Annotated in this window: 20 protein-coding genes; 10 read left to right on the top strand and 10 right to left on the bottom strand. The window is 71.5% G+C overall.

Going from position 1 to position 22189, the window contains the following annotated elements:
• Nucleotides 1-5: 5 nt before the first annotated feature.
• Nucleotides 6-2798, bottom strand: a complete 2793-nt coding sequence (locus WDW90_RS03465; protein ID WP_336485866.1) for a [protein-PII] uridylyltransferase — start codon at nt 2796-2798, stop codon at nt 6-8.
• Between the two features lie 183 nt (nt 2799-2981).
• Here WDW90_RS03465 and WDW90_RS03460 point away from each other — a divergent pair, with 183 nt between their 5' ends.
• Both WDW90_RS03460 and WDW90_RS03455 read left to right on the top strand, forming a co-directional pair.
• Nucleotides 2982-3974, top strand: coding sequence for an aliphatic sulfonate ABC transporter substrate-binding protein (locus WDW90_RS03460; protein WP_431310968.1), 993 nt, complete (start codon nt 2982-2984; stop codon nt 3972-3974).
• 41 nt (nt 3975-4015) lie between these two features.
• Entirely contained in the window at nt 4016-4858 is an 843-nt protein-coding gene (locus WDW90_RS03455) for an ABC transporter permease (protein ID WP_336485865.1), read from the top strand.
• On the opposite strand, the gene WDW90_RS03450 is transcribed toward WDW90_RS03455, so the two are convergent.
• Both WDW90_RS03450 and WDW90_RS03445 read right to left on the bottom strand, forming a co-directional pair.
• Complete coding sequence (locus WDW90_RS03450) at nt 4853-5041, bottom strand: hypothetical protein (RefSeq protein WP_336485864.1); 189 nt, start codon at nt 5039-5041, stop codon at nt 4853-4855. The genes WDW90_RS03455 and WDW90_RS03450 overlap by 6 nt on opposite strands.
• A 148-nt stretch (nt 5042-5189) precedes the next feature.
• Complete coding sequence (locus tag WDW90_RS03445) at nt 5190-5501, bottom strand: hypothetical protein (RefSeq protein ID WP_336485863.1); 312 nt, start codon at nt 5499-5501, stop codon at nt 5190-5192.
• 117 nt (nt 5502-5618) lie between these two features.
• On the opposite strand from WDW90_RS03445, the gene WDW90_RS03440 reads away from it, so the two are divergent.
• The gene (locus WDW90_RS03440; RefSeq protein ID WP_336485862.1) at nt 5619-6386 is read left to right on the top strand and encodes an ABC transporter ATP-binding protein; all 768 of its coding nucleotides are present in this window, start codon (nt 5619-5621) and stop codon (nt 6384-6386) included.
• Nucleotides 6387-6576: 190 nt separating this feature from the next.
• The gene (locus tag WDW90_RS03435) at nt 6577-7086 is read left to right on the top strand and encodes an OsmC family protein (protein ID WP_336485861.1); all 510 of its coding nucleotides are present in this window, start codon (nt 6577-6579) and stop codon (nt 7084-7086) included.
• Between the two features lie 112 nt (nt 7087-7198).
• Here WDW90_RS03435 and oxlT read toward each other — a convergent pair whose 3' ends face one another.
• The gene (oxlT, locus tag WDW90_RS03430) at nt 7199-8482 is read right to left on the bottom strand and encodes an oxalate/formate MFS antiporter (protein WP_336485860.1); all 1284 of its coding nucleotides are present in this window, start codon (nt 8480-8482) and stop codon (nt 7199-7201) included.
• A gap of 812 nt (nt 8483-9294) precedes the next feature.
• Here oxlT and WDW90_RS03425 point away from each other — a divergent pair.
• Genes WDW90_RS03425 through WDW90_RS03415 form a run of 3 tightly spaced genes read left to right on the top strand, consistent with a single transcriptional unit; the run spans nt 9295 to nt 11967 of the window.
• On the top strand, nt 9295-9894 hold the full coding sequence (locus tag WDW90_RS03425; RefSeq protein WP_336485859.1) for a TadE/TadG family type IV pilus assembly protein: 600 nt from the start codon (nt 9295-9297) through the stop codon (nt 9892-9894).
• Nucleotides 9895-9898: 4 nt separating this feature from the next.
• Nucleotides 9899-10567 carry a TadE/TadG family type IV pilus assembly protein gene (locus tag WDW90_RS03420; RefSeq protein ID WP_336485858.1) on the top strand — a complete coding sequence of 223 codons (669 nt, stop codon included), beginning with the start codon at nt 9899-9901 and terminating at the stop codon, nt 10565-10567.
• Nucleotides 10567-11967: a Tad domain-containing protein gene (locus WDW90_RS03415; protein WP_336485857.1), complete on the top strand. Its 1401-nt coding sequence runs from the start codon at nt 10567-10569 to the stop codon at nt 11965-11967. Before WDW90_RS03420 ends, WDW90_RS03415 begins: the two co-directional genes overlap by 1 nt.
• 8 nt (nt 11968-11975) lie before the next feature.
• Here the strand turns inward: WDW90_RS03415 and WDW90_RS03410 are convergent, their stop codons facing one another.
• Nucleotides 11976-13574 carry a gamma-glutamyltransferase family protein gene (locus WDW90_RS03410; RefSeq protein ID WP_336485856.1) on the bottom strand — a complete coding sequence of 533 codons (1599 nt, stop codon included), beginning with the start codon at nt 13572-13574 and terminating at the stop codon, nt 11976-11978.
• A gap of 158 nt (nt 13575-13732) precedes the next feature.
• Between WDW90_RS03410 and WDW90_RS03405 the strand changes: the two genes are divergently transcribed.
• Nucleotides 13733-15304, top strand: coding sequence for a cation:proton antiporter (locus WDW90_RS03405; protein ID WP_336485855.1), 1572 nt, complete (start codon nt 13733-13735; stop codon nt 15302-15304).
• 260 nt (nt 15305-15564) lie between these two features.
• Here the strand turns inward: WDW90_RS03405 and gshB are convergent, their stop codons facing one another.
• Nucleotides 15565-16515, bottom strand: coding sequence for a glutathione synthase (gshB, locus tag WDW90_RS03400; protein WP_336485854.1), 951 nt, complete (start codon nt 16513-16515; stop codon nt 15565-15567).
• 79 nt (nt 16516-16594) lie between these two features.
• Complete coding sequence (locus WDW90_RS03395; RefSeq protein ID WP_336485853.1) at nt 16595-16894, bottom strand: hypothetical protein; 300 nt, start codon at nt 16892-16894, stop codon at nt 16595-16597.
• 502 nt (nt 16895-17396) lie between these two features.
• On the opposite strand from WDW90_RS03395, the gene WDW90_RS03390 reads away from it, so the two are divergent.
• Nucleotides 17397-17615: a hypothetical protein gene (locus WDW90_RS03390; protein WP_336485852.1), complete on the top strand. Its 219-nt coding sequence runs from the start codon at nt 17397-17399 to the stop codon at nt 17613-17615.
• 1 nt (nt 17616) lies between these two features.
• Complete coding sequence (locus tag WDW90_RS03385) at nt 17617-18435, top strand: hypothetical protein (protein ID WP_336485851.1); 819 nt, start codon at nt 17617-17619, stop codon at nt 18433-18435.
• Nucleotides 18436-18545: 110 nt separating this feature from the next.
• Here WDW90_RS03385 and WDW90_RS03380 read toward each other — a convergent pair whose 3' ends face one another.
• The 3 genes from WDW90_RS03380 to WDW90_RS03370 are packed head-to-tail and all read right to left on the bottom strand — an operon-like array spanning nt 18546 to nt 22149.
• Nucleotides 18546-19151, bottom strand: a complete 606-nt coding sequence (locus tag WDW90_RS03380; RefSeq protein ID WP_431310963.1) for a DUF1254 domain-containing protein — start codon at nt 19149-19151, stop codon at nt 18546-18548.
• Nucleotides 19139-19849 carry a DUF1214 domain-containing protein gene (locus tag WDW90_RS03375; RefSeq protein WP_431310967.1) on the bottom strand — a complete coding sequence of 237 codons (711 nt, stop codon included), beginning with the start codon at nt 19847-19849 and terminating at the stop codon, nt 19139-19141. The genes WDW90_RS03380 and WDW90_RS03375 overlap by 13 nt, the downstream gene beginning before the upstream one ends.
• Before the next feature lie 44 nt (nt 19850-19893).
• Nucleotides 19894-22149: a transglycosylase domain-containing protein gene (locus WDW90_RS03370; protein WP_336485994.1), complete on the bottom strand. Its 2256-nt coding sequence runs from the start codon at nt 22147-22149 to the stop codon at nt 19894-19896.
• Between the last annotated feature and the right edge of the window lie 40 nt (nt 22150-22189).

Raw genomic sequence — 22189 nt, 5'->3', positions numbered from 1 at the left:
CCGTGTCACGCCTCGCGGGGCGGCGGGGCGACCACGAGGGCTTCGAGCCCCTCGGCCTTGAGGGCGGCGACGTCGCCCGCGAAGACCTCCATCACCGTGTTGCGGATCGTGGCCTGCCGGTCGGGCTGGATCACGCGGGTGCCCGTGAGGTCGGTGACGTAGAAGACGTCCACCGCCCGCTCGCCGAAGGTCGCCACGTGCGCGGAGGTGATGTTGAGCGAGAGGCGGCTCAGCGCCGTCGTCAGCTCGTAGAGGAGGCCGGGCCGATCGAGGCCGGTGATCTCGATCACCGTCTCGCGGCTCGACAGGGCGTTGTCGATGATGACGTCCGGCGGCACCGGGAAGGTCTTGGCGCGCGCGCTCGTCGGCGGGTGCTTGTCGGCCACGAGCTCGGCGATCTTGATCTCGCCCTTGAGCGCCCGCTCGATCGCCGCCGTGATGCGCCGGGCCCGGCGCATCTCGTCCTCGTCGCGCTCGAAGGCGCGCGAGACGAAGATCGAATCGAGGGCGAATCCGTCCGTCGTCGTGAAGATCTGGGCGTCCACGATGTTGCCGCCCGCCGCCGCGCAGGCGCCGGTGACGATGGCGAGCAGCCGCGGGTGGTCGGGCGAGTAGACGGTGAGTTCGGTGACGCCGCGGACCGGATCGGTCTCGACCTCGGTGGCGACCGTGCGGCCCTCCTCGGTCAGGCGCCGGATGAAGCCCGCATTCTTGAACTGGCGCACCGCCTCGACCTTCAGCCAGTAGGCCTGGTTGTGGCGGGCCGCGTAGGCGTCGAACGCCTCGGACGTCCAGTCGGTCAGCTGCTCGCGCAAGGCCATCTGGATCAGGCGCACCCGGTCGGTGCGGGCGATCTCGGAATGGCCGCCGGAGAGCACCACCTCGGTCTCGTCGTAGAGGGTGCGGATCAGCGTGCCCTTCCAGGCGGTCCAGACACCCGGTCCCACCGCCGTGATGTCGGCGACGGTGAGGATGGCGAGGAGCTTCAGCCGCTCCAGCGTCTGCACCACGCTCGCGAATTTCTCGATGGTCTTCGGGTCGGAGAGGTCGCGGCTCTGGGCCGTCATCGACATCAGCAGGTGATGCTCGACGAGCCAGGCCACCATCTCGGTCTCGGCCTGGCCGAGACCGAAGCGCGGCCCGAGCTTCTCGGCGATCGCCGCGCCCGCGATGGAATGGTCCTCCGGCCGCCCCTTTGCGATGTCGTGCAGGAGGATCGCGACGTAGAGGGCCGTGCGGTTGTGGATCGTGCCGATCAGGCGCGAGACCAGCGGGTATTCCTCGTCGACCCGGCCGGAATCGATCGAGGCGAGGGCGCCGATCGACCGCAGCAGGTGCTCGTCCACCGTGAAGTGGTGGTACATGTTGAACTGCATCATCGCGACGATGCGGCCGAAATCCGGAATGAAGCGGCCGAGCACGCCCGCCTCGTTCATCTGGCGCAGGATCGTCTCGGGCGAGTTCTTCGAGGTCAGGATGTCGAGGAACAGGCGGTTGGCCTCCTCGTCCGCCCGCAGCGAGTGGCCGATCAGGCGGAGGCTGCGGTTGGCGAGGCGCTTGGCGTCGGGATGGATCGCGAGGTTGTGCCGGTCGGCGAGCCAGAACAGCCGGATCAGGTTGACGGGATCGCGCTCGAAGGCGTCCTCGGCCCGCAGGTTCACCCGTCCGTGGTCGATCCAGAAATCCTCCGCCTCGATGGCGGTCGCCCGGAAGCGGTCGCGGAAGCGGCCGATCCAGCGGTCGAGCACGGGCGTGCGCTTGGCGTGGCGCGCCTCGAGTTCCGCGCAGACGATGGCGGTGAGGTCGCCGACATCCTTGGCGATCAGGAAATAGGCCTTCATGAAGCGCTCGACGCCCGAGAGGCCGCCGCGCGCGCCGAAGCCGATGCGCTCGGCGATGCGCGGCTGCAGCCCGAAGGAGAGGCGTTCCTCGGCCCGGCCCGTGACGAAGTGCAGGTGGCAGCGCACCCGCCACAGGAACTCGTCGCAGCGCTCGAACAGCTTGTACTCCTCGGCCGTGAACAGGCCGGCGGTGACGAGCTCCATCTGATCGCGCACGCGGTAGGTGTACTTCGCGATCCAGAACAGGGTGTTGAGGTCGCGCAGCCCTCCCTTGCCGTCCTTCACGTTCGGCTCGACGAGGTAGCGCGAGGCGCCGGCCTTGGCGACGCGCGCGTCCCGCTCGCGCAGCTTCGCCTCGACGAACTCGTGGGCCGTGCCGACGACGAGCTCCGCGTCGAAGCGCGTCACCAGCTCCTCGAACAGCGGCCGCGTGCCGAAGATGAAGCGGGCCTCGAGCAGCGCGGTGCGGATCGTCATGTCGGCGCGGGCCTCGCGCAGGCACTCCTCCACCGAGCGGGTGGCGTGGCCGACCTTCACCTTCAGGTCCCACAGCACGTAGAGCATCGCCTCGACGACGCTCTCCGACCAGGCGGTCTGCTTGTAGGGCAGCAGGAACAGGAGATCGATGTCCGAGCCCGGCGCCATCGTGCCCCGTCCGTAGCCCCCGGTGGCGACCACCGCGAGTTGCTCGCCGGTCGAGGGATTGTCGTTGGGGTAGAGCCGCCACACCACCGCGTCGTGGATCGCCCGGACGAGCGCGTCCGTGAGGTTGCTGATCGACTGCGCGCAGGCGATGCCGTCGCGGTCCTTCAGGAGGCGCTTCTCGGCCTCCTTATGGCCGCGCTCCATCACCCGGCGCAGCTCAGGGACCAGCACGGCGCGGAGCTTCGTCGGCTCGCGGATCTCCCGGTCGAGGTTGTCCAGAACCTTGTCGAAGGCTGCGGCGGCGTCGAACATCCCAACCCCGTAGCATGTTACGCTGAAGGTGCCAGCGGCCCGGCGCGACACACCGGCGTGACCACGCACGGCGCAGCGAAACCCGTTCTCTTCCGCGGATTTTTCGTTTGACTTAAAGAACGCCGCCGCCTAGCTGATAGGCACCGGCGCCCTTCGGTGCGGCGGATGCGAAGGGTGGAATTCATGACGCTGCGCCTCGACCGCCGGACCCTCGTGAGCGCCGTGCTCGGCGGCCTTGCCGTGGCCGCCCTGCCCCTCGCCGCCCCCGCCCGCGCCGCCGATGTCGGCGAGATCCGCCTCGACTGGGCGACCTACAACCCCGTCAGCCTCGTCCTCAGGGAGAAGGGCTTCCTGGAGGAGGCGCTGAAGCCCCAGGGCATCAAGGTGCGCTGGACGCAGTCGCTCGGCTCCAACAAGGCGCTCGAGTTCCTGAACGGCGGCGCCATCGATTTCGGCTCGTCGGCCGGCGCCGCGGCGCTGCTGGCGCGCATCAACGGCAACCCGATCAAGGTGATCTACGCCTATTCGCGGCCGGAATGGACGGCGCTCGTCACCCGCAAGGAAACCGGCATCGCCAAGGTCGCCGACCTCAAGGGCAAGCGCATCGCGGTGACCCGCGGCACCGACCCGCACATCTTCCTGATCCGCGCGCTCCAGGGCGCCGGGCTCGCCGAGAAGGACGCCAAGCTCGTGCTGCTGCAGCATCCCGACGGGCGCACGGCGCTCGACCGGGGCGACGTCGATGCCTGGGCGGGCCTCGACCCGATGATGGCGGCGGCCGAGATCGAGAACGGCGACGTGCTGTTCTTCCGGGATGCCGCGGCCAACACCTGGGGCGTCCTCGACGTGCGCGAGGAATTCGCCAAGGCCCATCCCGACCTCGTCCGGACCGTGATCGCGGCCTACGAGAAGGCGCGCGACTACGCGCTCAAGAACCCGGATGCCCTGAAGTCGGCTCTGGCGGCGGCGACCAGGCTGCCCGAGCCCGTGATCGCCCGGCAGATCGAGCGCACCGACCTGAGCCAGCCCGCCGTCGGGCCGGCGCAGGCCGAGACGATCCGGGCCGCCGGCCTGGCGCTCCAGCAGGCTGGCGTGATCCCGGCCGACACGGACGTCGCTGCGGCGGTGGACGGGCTGATCGACCCGCAGTTCAACCCGCCCGCGGCCGCCCGCTGACGGGTCTCGGGTTTCGCGCCGGCATGTGATACGGCGCCCGCATGAGCGCGCACGGCCTCGCGACCGACACCACGACTCCGCCCGCGCGGACCCTGCCGCGCCGTGCCGCGCGCCTCGGCTCGGGTGGGCGCCTCGCGCTCGGCTTCCTGCTGCCCCTCGTCCTCGCGGTGAGCTGGGAGCTCGCCGTGCGCCACGGCCTGGCGCAGGGGCGCCTGCTGCCGCCGCCGAGCCGGATCGGCGCGACCCTCTACGGGCTCGCGGCCTCGGGCGAGTTGTGGACGCATGTCGCCGCGACGCTCCTGCGGGTGGCGCTCGGCTTCGCCTTCGGGGCGGTGGCCGGCATCGCGGTCGGGGCGCTCACCGGCACGCTGCCGCTCGCGCGCGACCTCCTCGACCCGAGCCTGCAGGCCCTGCGCGCGGTGCCCTCCCTCGCCTGGGTGCCGCTCTTCATCCTGTGGCTCGGCATTCTGGAGACGCCGAAGGTGGCGCTGATCGCGGTCGGCGTGTTCTTTCCCGTCTATGTCGGGGTGGCGGGCGCCATCGCCTCGGTCGACCGCAAGCTCGTCGAGGTGGGCCGCATCTTCCGGCTCTCGAAGGCGGCGCTCGCCCGGCGCATCCTGCTGCCGGCCGTGCTGCCCGCGACCCTCGTCGCCCTGCGCACCGGCCTCGGCCTCGGCTTCCTGTTCGTGGTGGCGGCGGAGCTGATGGGTGCGTCCGAGGGGCTCGGCTACCTGCTCGTCGACGGCCAGCAATTCAGCAAGCCGGACCAGATCCTCGCCGCCATCATCGCCTTCGCGGTCCTCGGCAAGCTCGCCGACGCGGCGCTGGTGGCGCTGACGAAGCCCCTCACCCGCTGGCAGGACACGGCGCGCGAGAGCCTATGAATCCTCGGCCTCGTGCGCCTCGTCGTCGCGGTCGCGACGGCCCTCTCCCTCGCTGCGCGAGGCGGGGCGTCCCGGCTCGACCGGCGGGAACAGCTCGGCGAGGCCGGAGGCGACCCCGTACAGGACCGGGTCCGAGGTCGGGCCCGAATGGGGCGGGTTGAGGTCGCTCCGGAACGCGGACATGAACGGTCTCCCGCGGCCCGCCTTTCGTCACGGCCGCGCTGTGCTGGATTGTCTCGGGATGGCGGGCGGCCGGCAGCCGCCATTTAAGCAGGTTAATGCGCTGGAACGCTTTTCGTTTCACGGGCCTGCGCCAGGTCGACCAAGTATCTCAGCCGCGTCGCCGCAAGGGGACCGGCGACAGGATCGCGCAGGCGGCCGGCTCGACGCGCAGCACCACCGAACTCGGGCAGAGCGCCCGGCAGCCGAGCGCCGCCGCGATCTGGTCGCGCCCGCAGGCCCGCGCCGTGCAGAACCGGCCGAGATCCTCGCAGGCCGCCACGAAGCGCCCGTCGCGGGGCGCGCCCGGGACGTCGGCGGCCAGCACCCCCGTCGGCAGCAGGGCGACAGCCGGGAGCGCGGCAGCCAGGAGCACCGCGGCCAGAAGATGCGCGCCCGGGATCCGGCATGAAACCACGGTCACGGCGGCGCGCCTCCGGTCCACATTCGCCGTTCGCCTGTAGCATCGGGCGGGCCGGCACGGCTATGCCATTCCCGTGACAGGTCTTCGCCCGATGCGGAGGCGACCGGAGCCCGACGCTTGCTCGAAATCCACGATCTCTCCAAGACCTACCAGGACGGCACGCAGGCGCTCTCCGGCATCGGCCTCGACGTGCCGGCAGGCGAGATCGTCGCCCTGATCGGCGGCTCGGGCTGCGGCAAGACCACCCTGCTGCGGCTCGTCGCGGGTCTCGACCGGGCGAGTTCGGGCCATGTCCGGCTCGACGGCGAGCCGATCACGGCGCCCCATCCCGGCGTCGGCCTGGTCTTCCAGGAGCCGCGCCTGCTGCCATGGCTCGACGTCGCCGACAATGTCGGCTTCGGCCTCGCCGACCTGCCGGGGACGGAGCGCCGCGCCCGCGTCGCCCACGCGCTGGAGCGGGTGGGGCTCGCCGAGCACGCGGGCCGCTGGCCGCGCGAGTTGTCCGGCGGACAGCAGCAGCGGGTCTCGATCGCCCGCGCCTTCGTGGCGAACCCGCGGGTGCTCCTTCTCGACGAGCCGTTCTCGGCGCTCGACGCCTTCACCCGGCGCGACCTGCACGGGCACCTGCTCGCCCTGTGGGAGGAGGTGCGCCCGACCGTCCTCATCGTCACGCACGACGTCGGCGAGGCGGTGGCGCTCGCCGACCGGGCCGTGGTGATGCGCCCGAAGCCCGGCCGCCTCGACGACACGGTGGCGCTTCCCCTGGCCCGCCCCCGGGACCCGGCCTCGCCCCCGAGCGAGGCCGCCGCGCGCCGGATCCTCTCGGCCCTCGACCGCTCGCTGCGCCCCGCCGAGGCGAGCCCGCAGACCGCGAACTGGTGGTAGGCCGGCGCCCCGGCTGGCCGAGGCCCGCGCGGCAGGCTAGATCATGCCGCGTTTCGACCGATTCGGTCAAAACGCCGAAAACATGATCGATTCAATCAGTTAGGGCATGCTTCGCGCGAAAAACCGTTGCCACTTTTTCGCAGCATGCTCTAGACCCGCGAGCCTTGGTCGACCACAACGAGGAAACCCCATGGACGCCACTGCCCTGCGCGCGCTTCAGGCCCCGCTGAAGGACCAGTACCGCAGCACCCCCGATTCCGCCGTCATCACCCTGAAGGCCAAGGGCTCGCTCGACGATTCCAGCATCGCCTGCAAGGTCGAGACGGGCCGCGCGCTGGCGGTGGCGGGCCTCCACCCGGCGACCGGCGGCTCGGGCGCGGAACTGTGCTCGGGCGACATGCTGCTCGAGGCGCTCGTCGCCTGCGCGGGCGTGACGCTCAAGGCCGTGGCGACCGCGCTCGAGATCCCGCTGCGGTCCGGCACCGTCTCGGCGGAAGGCGATCTCGACTTCCGCGGCACGCTCGGGGTCGACAAGGAGGCGCCGGTGGGCTTCCGGGCCATCCGCCTGTCCTTCGCCCTCGACACCGATGCCCCGCAGGAGAAGCTCGACCAGCTTCTCAAGCTCACCGAGCGCTACTGCGTCGTCTTCCAGACCCTCAACCACAAGCCGGACCTGTCGGTGAAGGCCGCCAAGAACTGAGCCCTCAAGAACTGAGCCCTCAAGAACTGAACCCTCAAGAGCTGAGCCTTCGCGCGGACGGGGCGGGGATGCCGGCATCCCCGCCCCGCCCCGCTCGTCGAGGCCCGCGCCGTCAGACCATCGCGGGCTTGCCGAGGGCGGCCTCGGGCACGGGCGCCGCATCGCGCCCGAGCCAGGTCCGCCGCATCGGCTTCAGCACGAAATAGGCAAGCACGGCCGTGATCAGGTCGAGGACGATCGCGATCGAGAAAACCGGCACCCAGTTGCCGGCCGCGTCGTGGATCAGCGCCGCGACGGGGCCGCCGAGCAGCGAGCCGACGCCCTGGGCCATGTAGAGGAAGCCGTAATTCGTGGTGGCGTGCCGGGTGCCGAACGTGTCGGTCAGGATCGACGGGAACAGCGAGAAGATCTCGCCCCAGGCGAAGAACACCACGCCCGAGAGCAGCGCGAACGCGTAGGCGTTCTGGCGGTAGTAGAGCAGCAGGCAGATCGCCAGCGCCTCGAGCGCGAAGGCGATCGCCATGGTGTTCTCGCGGCCGATATGGTCGGAGACCCAGCCGAAGAAGGGGCGGGTCAGGCCGTTGGTGATGCGGTCGAAGGTCAGCGCGAAGGGCAGTGCCGCGAAGCCGAACACGAGGGCGTCGGCGACGCCGAATTCGCGGGCGAAGTTGGCGAAGTTCGCGACGACCATGAGGCCGCCGGTCGACATCATCGTCATCATGCAGAACATCAGCCAGAACAGGGGCGTGCGCAGCATCGCCCTCGGGGCTGTGTCGTGGGCCGCGGACAGGATCCGGGTCTCGGGGATGCCGGCCATCTCGTCGGCGCGCGGCGCGCGCAGGCCCAGCGCCGCGAGGATGCCGACGGCGCCGAGGATCAGGCCGAACACCAGGAGGGTGTGGCGGTAGTCGGTCGCGGCCATCAGGTCGGTGATCGGGAAGGTCGTGATCATCGCGCCCATGCCGTAGCCGGCCGCGACGATCCCGACCGCGAAGCCGCGGCGATCCGGGAACCAGCGCACCATCAGGCCGACGATGCCCACGTAGACGATGCCGGTGCCGAGGCCGCAGAGGAGGCCGTAGGTGGCGTAGAGGGCGAGCAGGCTGTCGGCATACGAGGCCGCGATCCAGCCGAGCCCGCTCAGCGCGGCGCCGATCGCGATCATCAGCTTGGGGCTGAACCGGTCGATCAGCCAGCCCTGGACCGGCGAGAAGAAGGTCTGCAGCACGATCACCAGCGTGAAGGTGACCTGCACGGCGGCGAGCGAGGCACCCGTGGTCGTCTGGAAGGGTTTGACGAAGAGGGTCCAGACGTATTGCGGGCTCGATATCGTCATCATGACGATCAGCCCAAGCAGGAGTTGCAGCCAGCGGCGGCTCGAGACGGTTGTATCCATTATGCGCTCCCTTGCGGTTGCGTCCGCCGGGCAACATCCGTGCCAGAGCCCGCGCGGCCGGACCGCGGGGTGCCGGCGGAACGGCGTACAGGCCGTCAGGCCGAGCAGCCGCCATCCCGGATATGCGCGAACGATTGCTCAATCGGCGGGCAAGAGTGACCAGCATTCGGCAGAAACGCAACGCCGATGAGCGCATTCAAATCCAGGTTCCGCCATCTCTCAAGTCATCAATCCAAATCCGATCGCACGGCATGCGGTTGGGATGCCGCGAATGCGCTGCGTCGCGGATAGTGTGGCCTGAAAAGCTGTATGCCTGGCCTCGGCAGTTCCTGCCGGCAAGGATTTGCCGCATGCGGCCGCTTCGTGATCTTGATCAAGCCACGTGCGGGCGCAGGCTCACCGCGCCCCTCACCGCGGCGAGCGGGCTTCGCAACGGGCGCTCCCGTCCGGCAGGGCGCGGCGGAACCTGAGCATTTCATGCCGGTCACGAAGGACGTTGGTCCCGTGCCGCACGACGATTTGAGCCTGGGCAGAGCTTCGGATGTCTCGGATGCCATCTCTCGAAAACATCCGAGATGCAGCATATCACAGCAAGTGTTTCACATCGTCGGCATGCACGTCGAAATTATCACAAGTACTGACAAAAAATGCTCAGTCTCGTGTGATTTATAGCAATATTTGGCCTCGTCGCCGTCCGAATACTTCTTTTCCTTCACGCGCCGGTAAGCGCCGGCATGCATCGTAGCGGCCTGCGGGTGCCTGCGGGCCGGCGGACGGCCGGGGCAGGCCCGCAATGCGCGACGAGAGGGGACATGCCGACCGGGAAGCGACCCCGCCTCAGGGCGATCCGGGCATTCGGGGACGAGGCGGGCAGCGCGGCGGTCGAGTTCGCGCTGACATCCGTGCCGTTCCTCGGCTTCGTCCTCGCGATCTTCCAGGTCGCGCTCTATCACTTCGCCGCGCAGTCGCTCGATGACGCGACGCGCACGGCCTCGCGCTCCATCATGACCGGGGGCGTGCAGGCGCAGGCGCTGACGGTCGACCAGTTCCGCGCGAACCTGCTCTGCCCGGCGCTCAAGATGCCGCTCGACTGCGCGCGGGTCGGCGTCAGCATCTCGAAGGTCGGCAAGCGCGGATCGGCGCAGAACGCGCCGGACATCGATCCGTACATCGACGCGAGCGTCCCAGCCCTGAAGCCGGCAAACCTCGATCCGAACCAGAGGGTCTACTGCCTCGGCGGCCCGGGGGATTTCCTGTTCGTGGATGTGACCTACAGCTTCCTGAACGTCGGGGGCTTCATCCAGAGCATCACCGGCGCCGTCGCCGGCAACGCCGTCACGCTGCGCTCGACGAACCTCGTCGCCAACGAGCCCTTCCAAGTCGCGTCGGGCAGCACGCAGGCGGGGTGCTAGTCCGATGAAGCCGGAGAGCCGCGACCCCGCCGCGCGGGCCCGGACGCCGCGAGGCGGGCTCGCGGCGTCCGGGGGCGCCTCGGCGGTGGAGTTCGCGCTGGTCGCCCCGATCCTGCTGCTCCTCTTCCTCGGCGCGGTCGAGGCGAGCCGCGCCGTCACCGCGGCGTCGCGCGCCGGCTACGTCGCCGACTCGATCGCGGAACTCGTATCCCAGACCACCGGCACGCTCAGCACCGCCGACATCGACGGCCTGATCCGCAGTGCGCCGCTGATCGATTCGGACATCCTGCGCTACGCCCGGCAGGTCGGCAGAAGGGATCTCGACGCGCTCGCCAATGTCACGATCTCGAGCGTGGCCTTCACCAAGGCGGTCGCGAGCTGCACCGCCAGTTGCACCTATCTCGGCGCGACGGTGTTCAGCCGCGCGCTGTCGGGCAGCGCACGCCCCTGCGGGGCCCAGCTGCCGGCCCCCGATTCCGCGGCCACGACGCCGCTGACGCTGCCGGCCTCGATCTTCGGGCCGGTCCCGCTCGTGGTGGTCGACGTCGAGGTGTTCTTCAGGCCGCTCGTGCTCACGGCCCTGCCCTTCCCGACCGGCTTCCGCCGCTCCGCCTATTTCCGGCCGCGCCAGGTCGCGCGGGTGGATTCCAGCGCCAACTGCCCCGGTTTCTGATGGCCCCGCATCCGCCCGTTCCGCGCCGGCTCGCCGGCCCCGCCCGGCTCGCCGGGATGCGGCGGCGCTGGCGCGCGGCCCGGGGCGGCAACATCGCGGTGCTGTTCGGATTCCTGTTCCTGCCGCTCGTCGGCACGATGGGGCTGGCCGTCGATTACGGCCAGCTCCTCGTCGCCCGCGGGGCCTGCCAGACGGGCGCGGACGCGGCGGCCCTCTACGCGAGCGGCGTCGCCAAGGACCTGATCCAGCGATCGGACGGCAGCGCGGCCGCGGTGGCGGCCGCCCGGGCGGAGGCCGAGACCCGGGCCACCGCCCTCTTCAACGCGCACGTGGCGCGCACGGTCAAGTCGGCGGTGACGGGCACCGTCGAGGTCACCAGGACCGGCCAGCAGATCACCGCGGAGGCGCGCTTCAGCGTCTCCATCCGCACGGCCATCGGCGGCCTGTTCGGCCGCCCCAGCCTCACGGGCGGGGGCCGGTCGGCCTCCAAGGCCTCGATGCCGCTCTACACCGACCTCTACATGGCCCTCGACGTGTCGCAGTCGATGGGCCTCGCCTCGACCACGGACGGGGCCGGGAAGCTGTTCAAGCTGACCTACGACGCGGAGCGCAACGGCGGGAACAGGTCGGCGACGGGCTGCGTGTTCGGATGCCACGTCGTGCAGAACGGCAGCGTCGTGCCGCAGAGCTACCAGAACCTCGCGGCCGGCGCCGGCATCCAGCTGCGGATCGACGTGCTGCGCGACGCCGTGACCCGGACGATCAGCACGGCCCGGAGCGATGCGCAGGCCGCGGGCACCAGCAATTACCGGATCGCGCTCTACGCGATGGGCCTCGCCGCCGCGAACGCGACGACCTACGGCCTCACCGAACTCGCGCCGCTCAGCGCGAACTGGACGTCCCTGGAGCGTGCGGCGACGGGCATCACGCTCGGCCCGAACAACGGTGGCGGCACCGGCGACAGCTTCCTCAAGGAGCCGCTCACCGACCTCAAGGCGAAGATCCCCGCGAGCGGCGACGGCACCGACCAGACGAAGGCGCGCGCCTTCCTGTTCATCGTCACGGACGGCCTGCGCGACGTGAAGGGCCCCTGCACCTCGGGCCATTGCACGGCGGCCTTCGACCCCTCGGTCTGCCAGCTCTACAAGAACGCCGGCATCACGGTCGGGGTGATCTACACCACCTACCTGCCGATCCTGAACAACCCGACCGACGGCAGCACGGCGCTGCACAAGGATTACAGGAACCTCGTCCAGCCCTTCGCCGCGCAGATCGCCCCGAACCTGCAGGCCTGCGCCTCGCCGGGCTGGTACGCCGAGGCCTCGGACGGCCAGGCGATCGACGGGGCGCTCGCCAGGATGTTCGCCCTGACCGCGCTGCAGCCGCAGATCACGAACTGAGGCGCGCGTCACAAGCCCAGCGCGCCGCCGTCCGAGCGGGGATCGTGCATCGCCTCGACGCGCCCGTCGCCGGGGTGGCGCACGAGGATGCCGGCATGGCCGAGCGAGTCGACATAGGCGCCGCCGAGCTCCTCGATCTCGTGGCCCATGCGACGGAGCGCGGCGATGCAGCCCGGCTCGAACCGGTCCTCGACCTTCACGGTCAGCGACTCGGCGCCCCAGGTCCGCCCATAAAGCAGGCGCGGCGCGTCGACCGCCTCGGCGGGGCTCATCCCGTAATCCGCGTAGCGGGTGAACACCTGTGCCTGGAATTGCGGCTGCCCATCCCCGCCCATGCTGCCGTAGGCCGAGACCCGTCCGTCGTCGAAGGCAGCGAGCGCCGGGATCAGGGTGTGGAACGGGCGCCGCCCCGGCTCCAGCGGGTTCACGGCCTTCGGGTCGAGGGAGAAGGACATGCCGCGGTTCTGCCAGTGGATGCCGGTGGCGGGCAGCACGGTGCCCGAGCCGTATTCCCAGTAGATCGACTGGATGTAGGAGACGCTGAGCCCGTCGCGGTCGATCGCCCCCATCCAGACCGTGTCGCCCTCGCCGGGGTTGCGCAGCGGAAGGCTGGCGGCGCGGGCCATGTCGATCGCCGCCGCCTCGCGGGCGAGGCGCTCGGGGGCGAGGAAGCGCGCCGGGTCGACGCCGAGGCGGTCGAAGTCGGTCACCACCCGGTCGCGGATCGCGAAGGCCCGCTTCGTCGCCTCGATCAGCCCGTGGTAATGCGCCGCCGTCTCGGGCTCCCGGATGTCGAGCCGGTCGACGATGCCGAGGATCAGGAGCGCCGCGAGGCCCTGGGTGGGCGGCGGGAAGTTGTAGATCGTGGCGCCGCGACGCCGGATCGACAGGGCCGCACGCTCGGCGGGGCGGTAGGCTTCGAGATCGGCCCGGGTCACGGGGGCGTCGAGGCGCTCGAGATCGGCGGCGATCTCACGGCCGACGTCGCCCCGGTAGAAATCGTCGAGCCCGGCATGGGCGAGCTGCTCGAGCGTCGCGGCGAGCGCGGGCAGGCGGCGCGTCTGCCCCGGGGGCCACGGCTTGCCGTCCTTCAGGAAGGTCGCGGCGAAGTTCGGCGCGTCGTGCAGGGTGTCGAGCTCCTTGGGCACGTAGCGCCCCTCGGAGGCCGAGACCGGGCAGCCCTCGCGGGCATGCCGGATCGCGTCGGCCATGAGCACGTCCAGGGGCAGCCGCCCGCCCAGCGCCCGGGCGAGGTCGCGCGCCATCGCCCAGCCGCCGATCGCCCCCGCGACCGTCACCATGGCGTCGGGACCGCGGGCGGGGATCGCGTCGAGGCCCTTCTCGCGGTAGCGCGCGACCGTGGCGCGGCGCCCGGCCGGGCCGCAGGCCTCGATGCCGCGCACGCGCCCGTTCCGCTCGCGCACGAGCCAGAAGCCGTCGCCCCCGATCCCGTTCATGTGCGGATAGACCACCGCGATCGCCGCCGCCATGGCGATCATCGCCTCGACGGCGTTGCCGCCCTGCGCCAGCACGGTTCGGCCGGCCTCCGCGGCCAGGCTGTGGGGTGCCGCGACGGCGGCGGAGGCGAAGGTCGGGGTATCTCGCATGGGCAATCCGCTGGAGGCTCGGTCCGCCGATCGTTACGAAACTGCGCCCGCCTTGAGAAGGCATCAGAATCGCAAGCGGTTCTGCCGCTTCCGTCGCCGTCACCGGTCGCCGGCCTCTCCTCCGCTGGAACGGCTCCCGCCCTATCTCGTTCGGCAGGATGGAGATTTTCGAGTGGGTCGTGAGCGTCCTCCTGGGCGCCGTGCTGCTGGCGGCGCTCGCCCGACGGATCGGCGCGCCCTATCCGGCCTTCCTGGCGCTCGGCGGCGTGGCGCTCGCCTTCGTGCCCGGCGTGCCGAACCTGAAGCTCGACCCGGAACTCGCGCTGGCGCTGTTCCTCGCCCCCGTCCTGCTCGATGCGGGCTACGCCACCTCGCTGCGCGACCTCAAGGCGAACTGGCGCCCGATCGCGGGGCTCGCCCTGGGGGCCGTGGCGGCGACCACGATCGCGGTCGCGGTGGTGGCCAAGGCGCTGGTGCCCGGGATGCCCTTCGCGGCCTGCATCGTGCTCGGCGCCGTCGTGGCGCCGCCGGACGCGGTGGCCGCCCTCTCGGTGCTGCGCCACGTATCCCTGCCGCACCGGCTGACCACGATCCTGCGCGGCGAGAGCCTCCTCAACGACGCGGGCTCGCTGCTGATCTACCGGCTCGGCGTGGCGGCCGCGATCACGGGCGTCTTCCACCCGGGCGAGATCGCCCCGACCTTCCTGCTCGGCGTGGTCGCCAGCCTGGTCGCCGGGCCCGTCCTCGCCTACGCCTACGTCGCGGTAATGCGCCGCTTCACCGACGCGGCGAGCACCATCGTGCTGCAATTCGTGGCCGCCTTCGGCCTCTGGATCGCCGCCGAGGGGCTCGAGCTCTCGGGCGTCCTGACGGTCGTCAGCTTCGCCATCACGGTGGCGCGCTACTCCCCCGGCATCACGGCCCCGCGCACCCGCATCCTGTCCTACGCGGTCTGGGACACGGCGGTGTTCGTGCTCAACGTGCTCGCCTTCGTGCTCATCGGCATCCAGATCGGCCCGATCCTCGCGCGGCTGAACCAGTCCGAGCAGGTCTCCACCTATATCCTCGCCGGCATGGTCCTCCTCACGGTGGTGCTGGTGCGCATCGCCTGGGTGCTGCCGGCGAGCGGCATCGGACGGCTCGAATTCACGAGCCACCGCCGGCCGCGCCGCGGCACCTCGGAGGAGATCCTCGGCCTCAAGGCGGCGGTGGCGGTGGCGTGGTCGGGCATGCGCGGCATCGTCACCATCGCGGCGGCCCTCGCCCTGCCGCAGGGCGGGCCGGACGGCGGCTTCCCCTACCGCGACCTCATCGTCTTCACGGCCTTCTGCACGGTGATCGGCACCCTGGTGGTGCAGGGGCTGACCCTAAGTCCCCTGCTGGCGTGGCTCGGGCTCGAGGACGACGACCCGGTCGGGCGGGAGGTCGGTCGGGCGCGCGCCGAGGCCTTCGCGGCGGCGCTCGAGAGCCTCGGGTCCGGGGACGAAGCCGGCACCGAGGCCCTGCGGGAGGAATTCCGGGCGGCGCTCGCGGAGGCGAAGTCCCACGACGAGGGGCTCGCCCCCGAATCGTTGCCCTCGGACGCCGCCCGCCGCCGCGCCATCGCGGCCGCCCGCGACACGGTGCTGAGCCTGCGCCGCCAGGGTCGCATCGGCGACGACGCCTACTACGTGCTGGAGGAGGAGTTCGACTGGGCCGAGCTCAACGCCACGCCGCGGGCGGAGACGTGAGAGCGGCGGCAGCCGGTCCCGCGGGACCCGCGCGGCGCCGTTCCGGGGCCGCGGGAGCGTGACCCGGCCTCGGGCGCCGATGCCGGGCCCCGCGTCGTCGCGAGAACGGATCCCGGTCTCGCCCGCTCCGCCCCGGGATGACGGGGCGCGGTGATCCTAGTGCGCGTTCCGCCGAAATGGTTGCCGGTTTGGCGATCAGAAAGCGCGCCAGATCAAGGGTTTGGAGCATTTTCCGCGATCCAGAAACCACGGACAATGCTCTATGCCGACCGCCCAAGCCGGCCCTCGATCGCGTCCCAGACCGACACCGCGAGGTCCGGGCCGCCGAGGCGCCTGATCGCCCGGATCCCCGTCGGCGAGGTCACGTTGATCTCAGTCAGGTGCCCGTCGATCACGTCGATGCCGACGAGGATCAGGCCGCGCCGACGCAGTTCCGGGCCGATCGCCGCGCAGATCTCGCGCTCCCGCCCGGTCAGGTCGGAGGCCGCCGCCGCACCGCCCCGCACCATGTTGGAGCGGATGTCGTTCAGCGCCGGCACCCGGTTGATCGCCCCCATGGGCTCGCCGTCGACCAGGATGATGCGCTTGTCGCCCTCGGTGATCTTCTCGAGGAAACGCTGCACCACCCACTGCTCCCGGAAGGTCGCGGCGAAGAGGTCGAACATCGAGCCGAAATTCGGATCGGTCTCCGAGACGCGGAACACCGCCGCGCCTCCGTGCCCGTGCAGCGGCTTCATCGCGATGGTGCCGTGCTCGCGCCGGAACTCCTCGATCTCCGCCTTGTCGCGGGTGATCAGGGTCGGCGGCATCAGCTCCGGGAAGTCGAGGACGAACAGCTTCTCGGGGGCGTTGCGGACCTCGGCCGGGTTGTTCACCACGAGGGTCCCGGGGTGGACATGCTCCAGGATGTGGGTCGCCGTGATGTAGGCCATGTCGAAGGGCGGGTCCTGGCGCATCAGCACCACGTCGGCCTCGGCGAGGTCGATCCGCTCGACCGGCCCGAGACTCGCATGCGCGCCCTCGACGTCGCGCACGGTCAGCGGCTCGACCCGCGCCGTGGCGCGCCGCCCCTGCAGGGAGAGCCGGTCCGGCGTGTAGTGGAGCAGCCGGTGCCCGCGCGCCTGCGCCTCCAGCAGGAGGGCGAAGGTGGTGTCGCTGGCGATCCGGATGTTCTGGATCGGGTCCATCTGGACCGCCACGGTGAGGGCCATGCGGGTCGTTCCGTCGTCTCGCGTGGGTGGGATCGCGTTGCGAGGGCCGCCCCCTCCGGTCATCCCCGGCCGCGGCGTGTCAGTTGTTGGGCATCGACTTCGAGCCGGTGCGGCGGTCGTAATCGCCGATCGCGGTGCGGCATTCCGGCGAGAGACGCTTGCGGTTCCGGGTCATGCAGCGCTCGGCATCGTCGCTGTTCGGGTCGACGCCCGCGCAGAGACGGAAATAGTCGTTCGCGCAGCCGAGTTGCAGACCCTGGTCCTCGCGCTGCGCCTGGGCGGGGGCGGCCGCCAGCATCAGCAGGGCGAACGGGGCGACCTTCAGGGCAGCTGAGCGGCCCGCCGAGGGTCGCGTGCGTCGTGACGTATCCAGTCGCATCCGGCGTTGTCCTTCGATGTCGATGAGAGGAACGGCATATCGGGCATGCCGGTGGCTAGGCAAGCGCCGGCGACCGCCGCGGTTCCGCCCGCGCGGGTCACGAGGTCGGGCGGTGGCGGGATCCCGACACAAAGGGGCCCCGTCCGCGATGCGAACGGGGCCGAGTGCAAGGGAGGAAACGCCCGCCATGGGCGGGAGGAGGCGATGCAAGGCGCACGCCAGCCCGGCGGGCGCGCCTCGGTCCGAGCCTGCCGGGACGGCCGATCGCCCCGCGTTCGCGCGGGCCCGATCGGCGCGGGCACGTGGGCCGCTTCGCGGCGTGGGCATGAGGGCCGCTTCGCGGCGTGGGACCGTTCCGACAGGGGCCGCCCCGCCCGGAAACGATCCGTTAACCACGTCGTGCTGATGTCATGCCACGCCCTTGGGACGCGCCTGTCGAGGGAGCCGAGCGGCGGACGAACCATGCCGGCCGCAGCCCGGGAACACCGCCAGGAATCCTGCCATGACCCTGATCGCCCCGCCCTCCACGCCGCGCCCGTCCGATCCGGCCGCGCGCCCGGGCGGCGCCGTGCTGGCCTTCCCCGGCGCCCGGCGCCAGCGGCGCGAGCCCCTGCCGGCCGACGAGCCCCGCGGCGAGATCCTGCTGTTCCTCGGCGTGCGCTACGAGCGCGTCTCGGAGCCCGAGGCGGTTCCGGTGGCGCCGCGCCGGCGCCGCTCCTGACGTGACTCGGCGACGCCACAGCCCTGCGGCGAAGCCGCGCAGGCTCCTGCCGGCCGCCACTCTCCTCCTCCTGCTCGGTTCCTGCGCGCAGGAGGGCGATTTCGGCCGGCTGAAGGCGGGCGCCTGGAACAGCCTCGTCGCGACGACCGGCACGCTCGCCGCCCGCGAGCGCGGCGGGCCCGCCTCGCTGTTCCCGCTCACCGACGAGGAAGAGACCCTGCGCGACCGGGCCTGGCGCTTCCTGATGCCGGCGGCCGGGCGCGCGGCCTTCACGGACGTGCTCGCCAATCTCACCCGCACCCGCGTGCTGCCCCCCGCCTGGCGCCTGCCGGACGTGGCGGCCTACCACGACATCCTGGTCTCTGAGCCGTTCCGCTCGCCGGTCTCCCGCTACCGCCGCCTCCAGGACGACGCGATCGCGGATGCGCGGCTGATCCCCTCCTTCGCCGCCAACGCCGCGCGGGTGAACGAGGCCGACGGCCTGCGCCTGCGCAGCCTGCCCTTCGTCAAGGTTCTGGACGATGTCGACGTGCGCAACGCGGCGATGCGGGTGGCCGAGAACCGCTGCCTGATCGCCTGGGTGCGCCTCGAGGTGGCCGGGCGGGTGGCGCGCTACCGCTACGCGGCGGAACATCTCGTGATCGAGGTGCCGGGCCCGGAGGCGGTCGGCGCCGAGCGCAGCATCGCGTCCCTCGACGGGCGCCGCGTCCTGCTCGAGCCGCTCCTGCCGCCCGACGCCGCCCAGCGCTGCGGCCTCGCCGGACCCGAGCTTCCGGTGGCCCTGCTCGGGGCGGGGCCGCCGCTCGTGACCAAGGATTGACCGGAACCGGCCTTCTCGATCCGGGAACCCGCGCCAGATCCCGATGCCGTCCGGGGCACCCCGCCGAGCGTCCGAGGGAATCCCGTTCCCGTCACGCGTGCGGCCCCCGCTCAGCCGTTGGGCTTGGCCGGCTCCTCGCTCGGGCTGTCGATCGTGCAGGAGACGGCCTGGACCGCGTCGTTGGCGGCCGGGCGCTGGCTCGGAAGCGCGGCGATCACCCGCACCACCACGTAGCCCTGGCGCTCGGGGGCGACGATGCGCACGTCGCGGCTCGGCTCGTTCTCGTCCTCGCTGGCGAGCGCCTCGTCGTACTGGGCGCGGGTGAGGATCACGAGGTCGAGGGCGCCGCGCACGGCGGCCTGGTCGGTCACCGCGTAGAAGGCGCCCCGGCGCCCGTGCACGGCGAGCGACAGCATCTGCGGCCCCGTGCGGGCCGAGACCCGCATCGGCCCGTCGTCGAGATTGTAGGCGCAGACGCCCACCGCCACCGCCGGGTCGGGGATCGGCAGCCACGCCTCGGCCGGGGCCGGGTTGTCGCCGGTCGTGAGCGTGTAGATGCGCTGCGGGTGGTCGAGGCTCTCGCTGGTGCGGGCGCGGGTCAGCGCGTCCGATTCCGACAGGGCCGGGATCGCCAGCACGGTGACGATGTGGACGAGGCCGGCGAGCACGAGCCCGCACAGGGTCGCGAACAGGAAGCGGATCTTCACGCGCCGCACCTCACGCGGGTGATGGCCGGCACGGCCTCGCGGTCGAGGCTGCCGGCGCTCGCCGCCACCGGCGTGTCGTAGAGGCGAAGCGCCAGCCGGATCGGGCCGCTGGCGCGCGGGCTCGGAAGCCAGTTGCCGGGCTCGGCCTCGGGGCCGACCACGATGGCGAAGCGCCCGTCGCGCGCGCGCAGGACCTCGGTCGAGGTGAAGCCCTCCCGCAGCGGCGGACGGGCGGGATCGGGCGCGCCGCGGCCCGCGACGGTCAGCGTCCAGGCGCGGGCCGGCGGGGTCACGCCCTCGATCCGGTACGTGCAGGTGGCGTCGAGCGTGCTGCCCGAATCGTCGGCGGCCGCGGTCAGCAGCATGCCCTCGCCGACGGCCAGCGGGATCTCGCCCCGGCGCGCGTTGACGGCGCGGGCGTAAGGATCGGCCGCCATCGAGCCCGTGCGCGGCCACGCCGTCCAGGCGCCGACCGCGACGCCCCCGAACGGGTAGCCGCCCCGCGTCGCCCAGTCGGCGCTGGCCAGCCCCAGCACCGCGCCGAGCGCCAGGGCGTAGAGCACGAGGCCGACGGTCGAGGTCTTGCGCAGGAGGCGGCCGAGCCCGCGGCCGGCGGCCCCGAGCCGGTGCCCGCCCGCGCGCGCCGCAACCGTCCGGGCTCGCTGCCCGGCTCCTTGCCCGGTTCCCGTCCGGAGCGGCGCGCGCAGGCGTCCCAGAGTCTCGCTCAGTTGTGCCACGGCCGAAACCTGCCTCACGGTGTCCCGATGCGGCCGCCGACCGAGCGGGCGCCCTCGGCGACGTCCCCGGTCGCCGGCGCGGTGCCGGCGGCGGGCTTGGCGCCCGGCTTCGGCGCGCCCGCGACGGAGGCCGGCTCGACCGAGCGGAACAGGCCGTTCAGGTTGCCGATCGCCTCGAAGGAGCGCCGCGACAGCTTGCCGGACGCGCCCGACCCCGCATTCGCGGGCGCTGCCGGGTTGCTGCTCGCCTGCGCGGCCGGCCGGCCGCTGTCCTTGAGGCCCGGCATCGGCTTCAGCTCGATGCCCTGGTGGGCGGTCTCCATCACGTCGTGCCAGGTCATGGCGGGCAGCGAGCCGCCGGTCATCTTGTTCGTCGAGGTGTGGTCGTCGTTGCCGTACCAGACGGCGCCCACGTAGTTGCCCGTATAGGCCACGAACCACGCGTCCCGGTAGGCGTTCGTGGTGCCGGACTTGCCCGCGACCTTGATGCCCTCGAGCTGGGCCCGCTTGCCGGTGCCCTCCTCCACCACCTTGTTCAGCATGAAGTTCATGTCGGCGACCACCTGGGTCGACAGCACCTGCTCGGGGCGCTCGTCGTCGTGCCGGTAGATCACCTCGCCGGCCGAGTTCCTCACCTCCATGGCGGCGTAGGGTTTCGCGCGCCGGCCGCCGTTGGCGAAGACCGCGTAGGCCGCCGCCTGGTCGATCACGTTCACCTCGGCCGAGCCGATCGGCAGGGAGACCGAGTCGGTGAGCGGCGTGGTGATGCCCATGGCATGCGCCGTCTCGATGATCTTGGCGCGCCCCGCCTTGGCGGCCCGGGCCTCGTGGGAGATGCCCATGGCCTTGCCGAGCGCGATCGAGACCTTGATGGGGATCGTGTTGATGGATTTCGCCACCGCGAGCCACATGGGCTGGCGGCCCGAGAAGGAGCGCCCGTAATTCTGCGGGCACCAATTGCCGATGCAGACCGGCGAATCGACCACCGTCGTGTCCGGCCGGAACTGGCCGGAGGCGAGCGCCGCGGCGTAGACGTAGGGCTTGAAGGAGGAGCCGGGCTGGCGCAGCGCGTCGGTGGCGCGGTTGAACTGGCTCTCGCCGTAATCGGCGCCGCCCACCATGGCGCGCAGCGCCCCGTCGGGATCGAGGATCACCATCGCGGCCTCGTCCACGTCGTACTGGTCGCCGTACTTGCGCAGCACGTTCTCCACCACCTCGTCCGCCCGCTTCTGGATGGCGATGTCGAGCGGCGTCTTCACGGTCAGCACCCGGTCGTTGCGGAGCTTGCCCGCATCCGCCATGCCCTTGATCTCGCCGAAGGCCCAGTCGAGGTAGTAGTCGGCCGTGATGTCGCGCGTGCGCGTCACCGGGGTGGCGGGGTTGCGCAGGGCCGTCTGGATCTGGCCCTCCGTGACGAAGCCCGCCTCCACCATGTTGTGCAGCACGTCCACCGCGCGAGCGCGGGCGGCCGGCAGGTTCACGTGCGGCGCGTACTTGGTCGGCGCCTTGAACAGGCCGGCCAGCATCGCGGCCTCCGCGAGGCTGATGTCCTTGAGCGGCTTGCCGAAATAGTAGTCGGCCGCCGCCACCGCCCCGAAGGTTCCGCCGCCCATGTAGGCGCGGTCGAGATAGAGCTTCAGGATCTCGTTCTTCGTGAGATGGCTCTCGAGCCAGAGCGCCAGGAAGGCCTCGTTGACCTTGCGCTCGAGCGAGCGCTCGTTCGTCAGGAAGAGGTTCTTGGCGAGCTGCTGCGTGATCGAGGAGCCGCCCTGCGTGTTGCCGCCGCCGCGCGAGTTGTTGACGAGCGCCCGCGCCGTGCCGATCGGATCGATGCCCCAGTGCTCGTAGAAGCGCCGGTCCTCGGTCGAGACCAGCGCCTTGATCATGATGTCGGGGAAGTCGTCGAGCTTGAGCGAATCGTCGTGCTTGATGCCGCGCCGCCCGACCTCGGTGCCGTAGCGGTCCAGGAAGGTGACGGCGAGGTCCTGCGCCTTCAGCCAGTTGTCGCTCGTCAGGTTGAAGGCGGGCTGGGCGAGCGCCAGCATCAGGATCGCGCCGCCGGTGCCGATGGTGACGCCCTCGCTGGCGAGGTCGAGCGCGACACGCTTCCAGCCGCGCACCGAGAACGCGCTCATGCGCTCCTGGAAGCGCTCGTAGGCCTCGCCGGTCGAGCGGCCGCTGTCGTAGAGGCCCGCATTGACCCAGGCGTCGAAGGCCAGGGCCGCGTGCCGGACGCGCGTCAGGAGGGAAGTGAGGTTCGGCAGGCGCACGATCTGATCCGGTTCCTCGGGCACCCAGGGTTGCAGGGTC

It is taken from the genome of Methylobacterium nigriterrae (assembly GCF_037106235.1).
Lineage (GTDB): Bacteria > Pseudomonadota > Alphaproteobacteria > Rhizobiales > Beijerinckiaceae > Methylobacterium > Methylobacterium nigriterrae.
The sequence above is the reverse complement of the archived record's forward strand: the minus strand, read 5'-3'. Positions and strand labels throughout refer to the sequence as shown.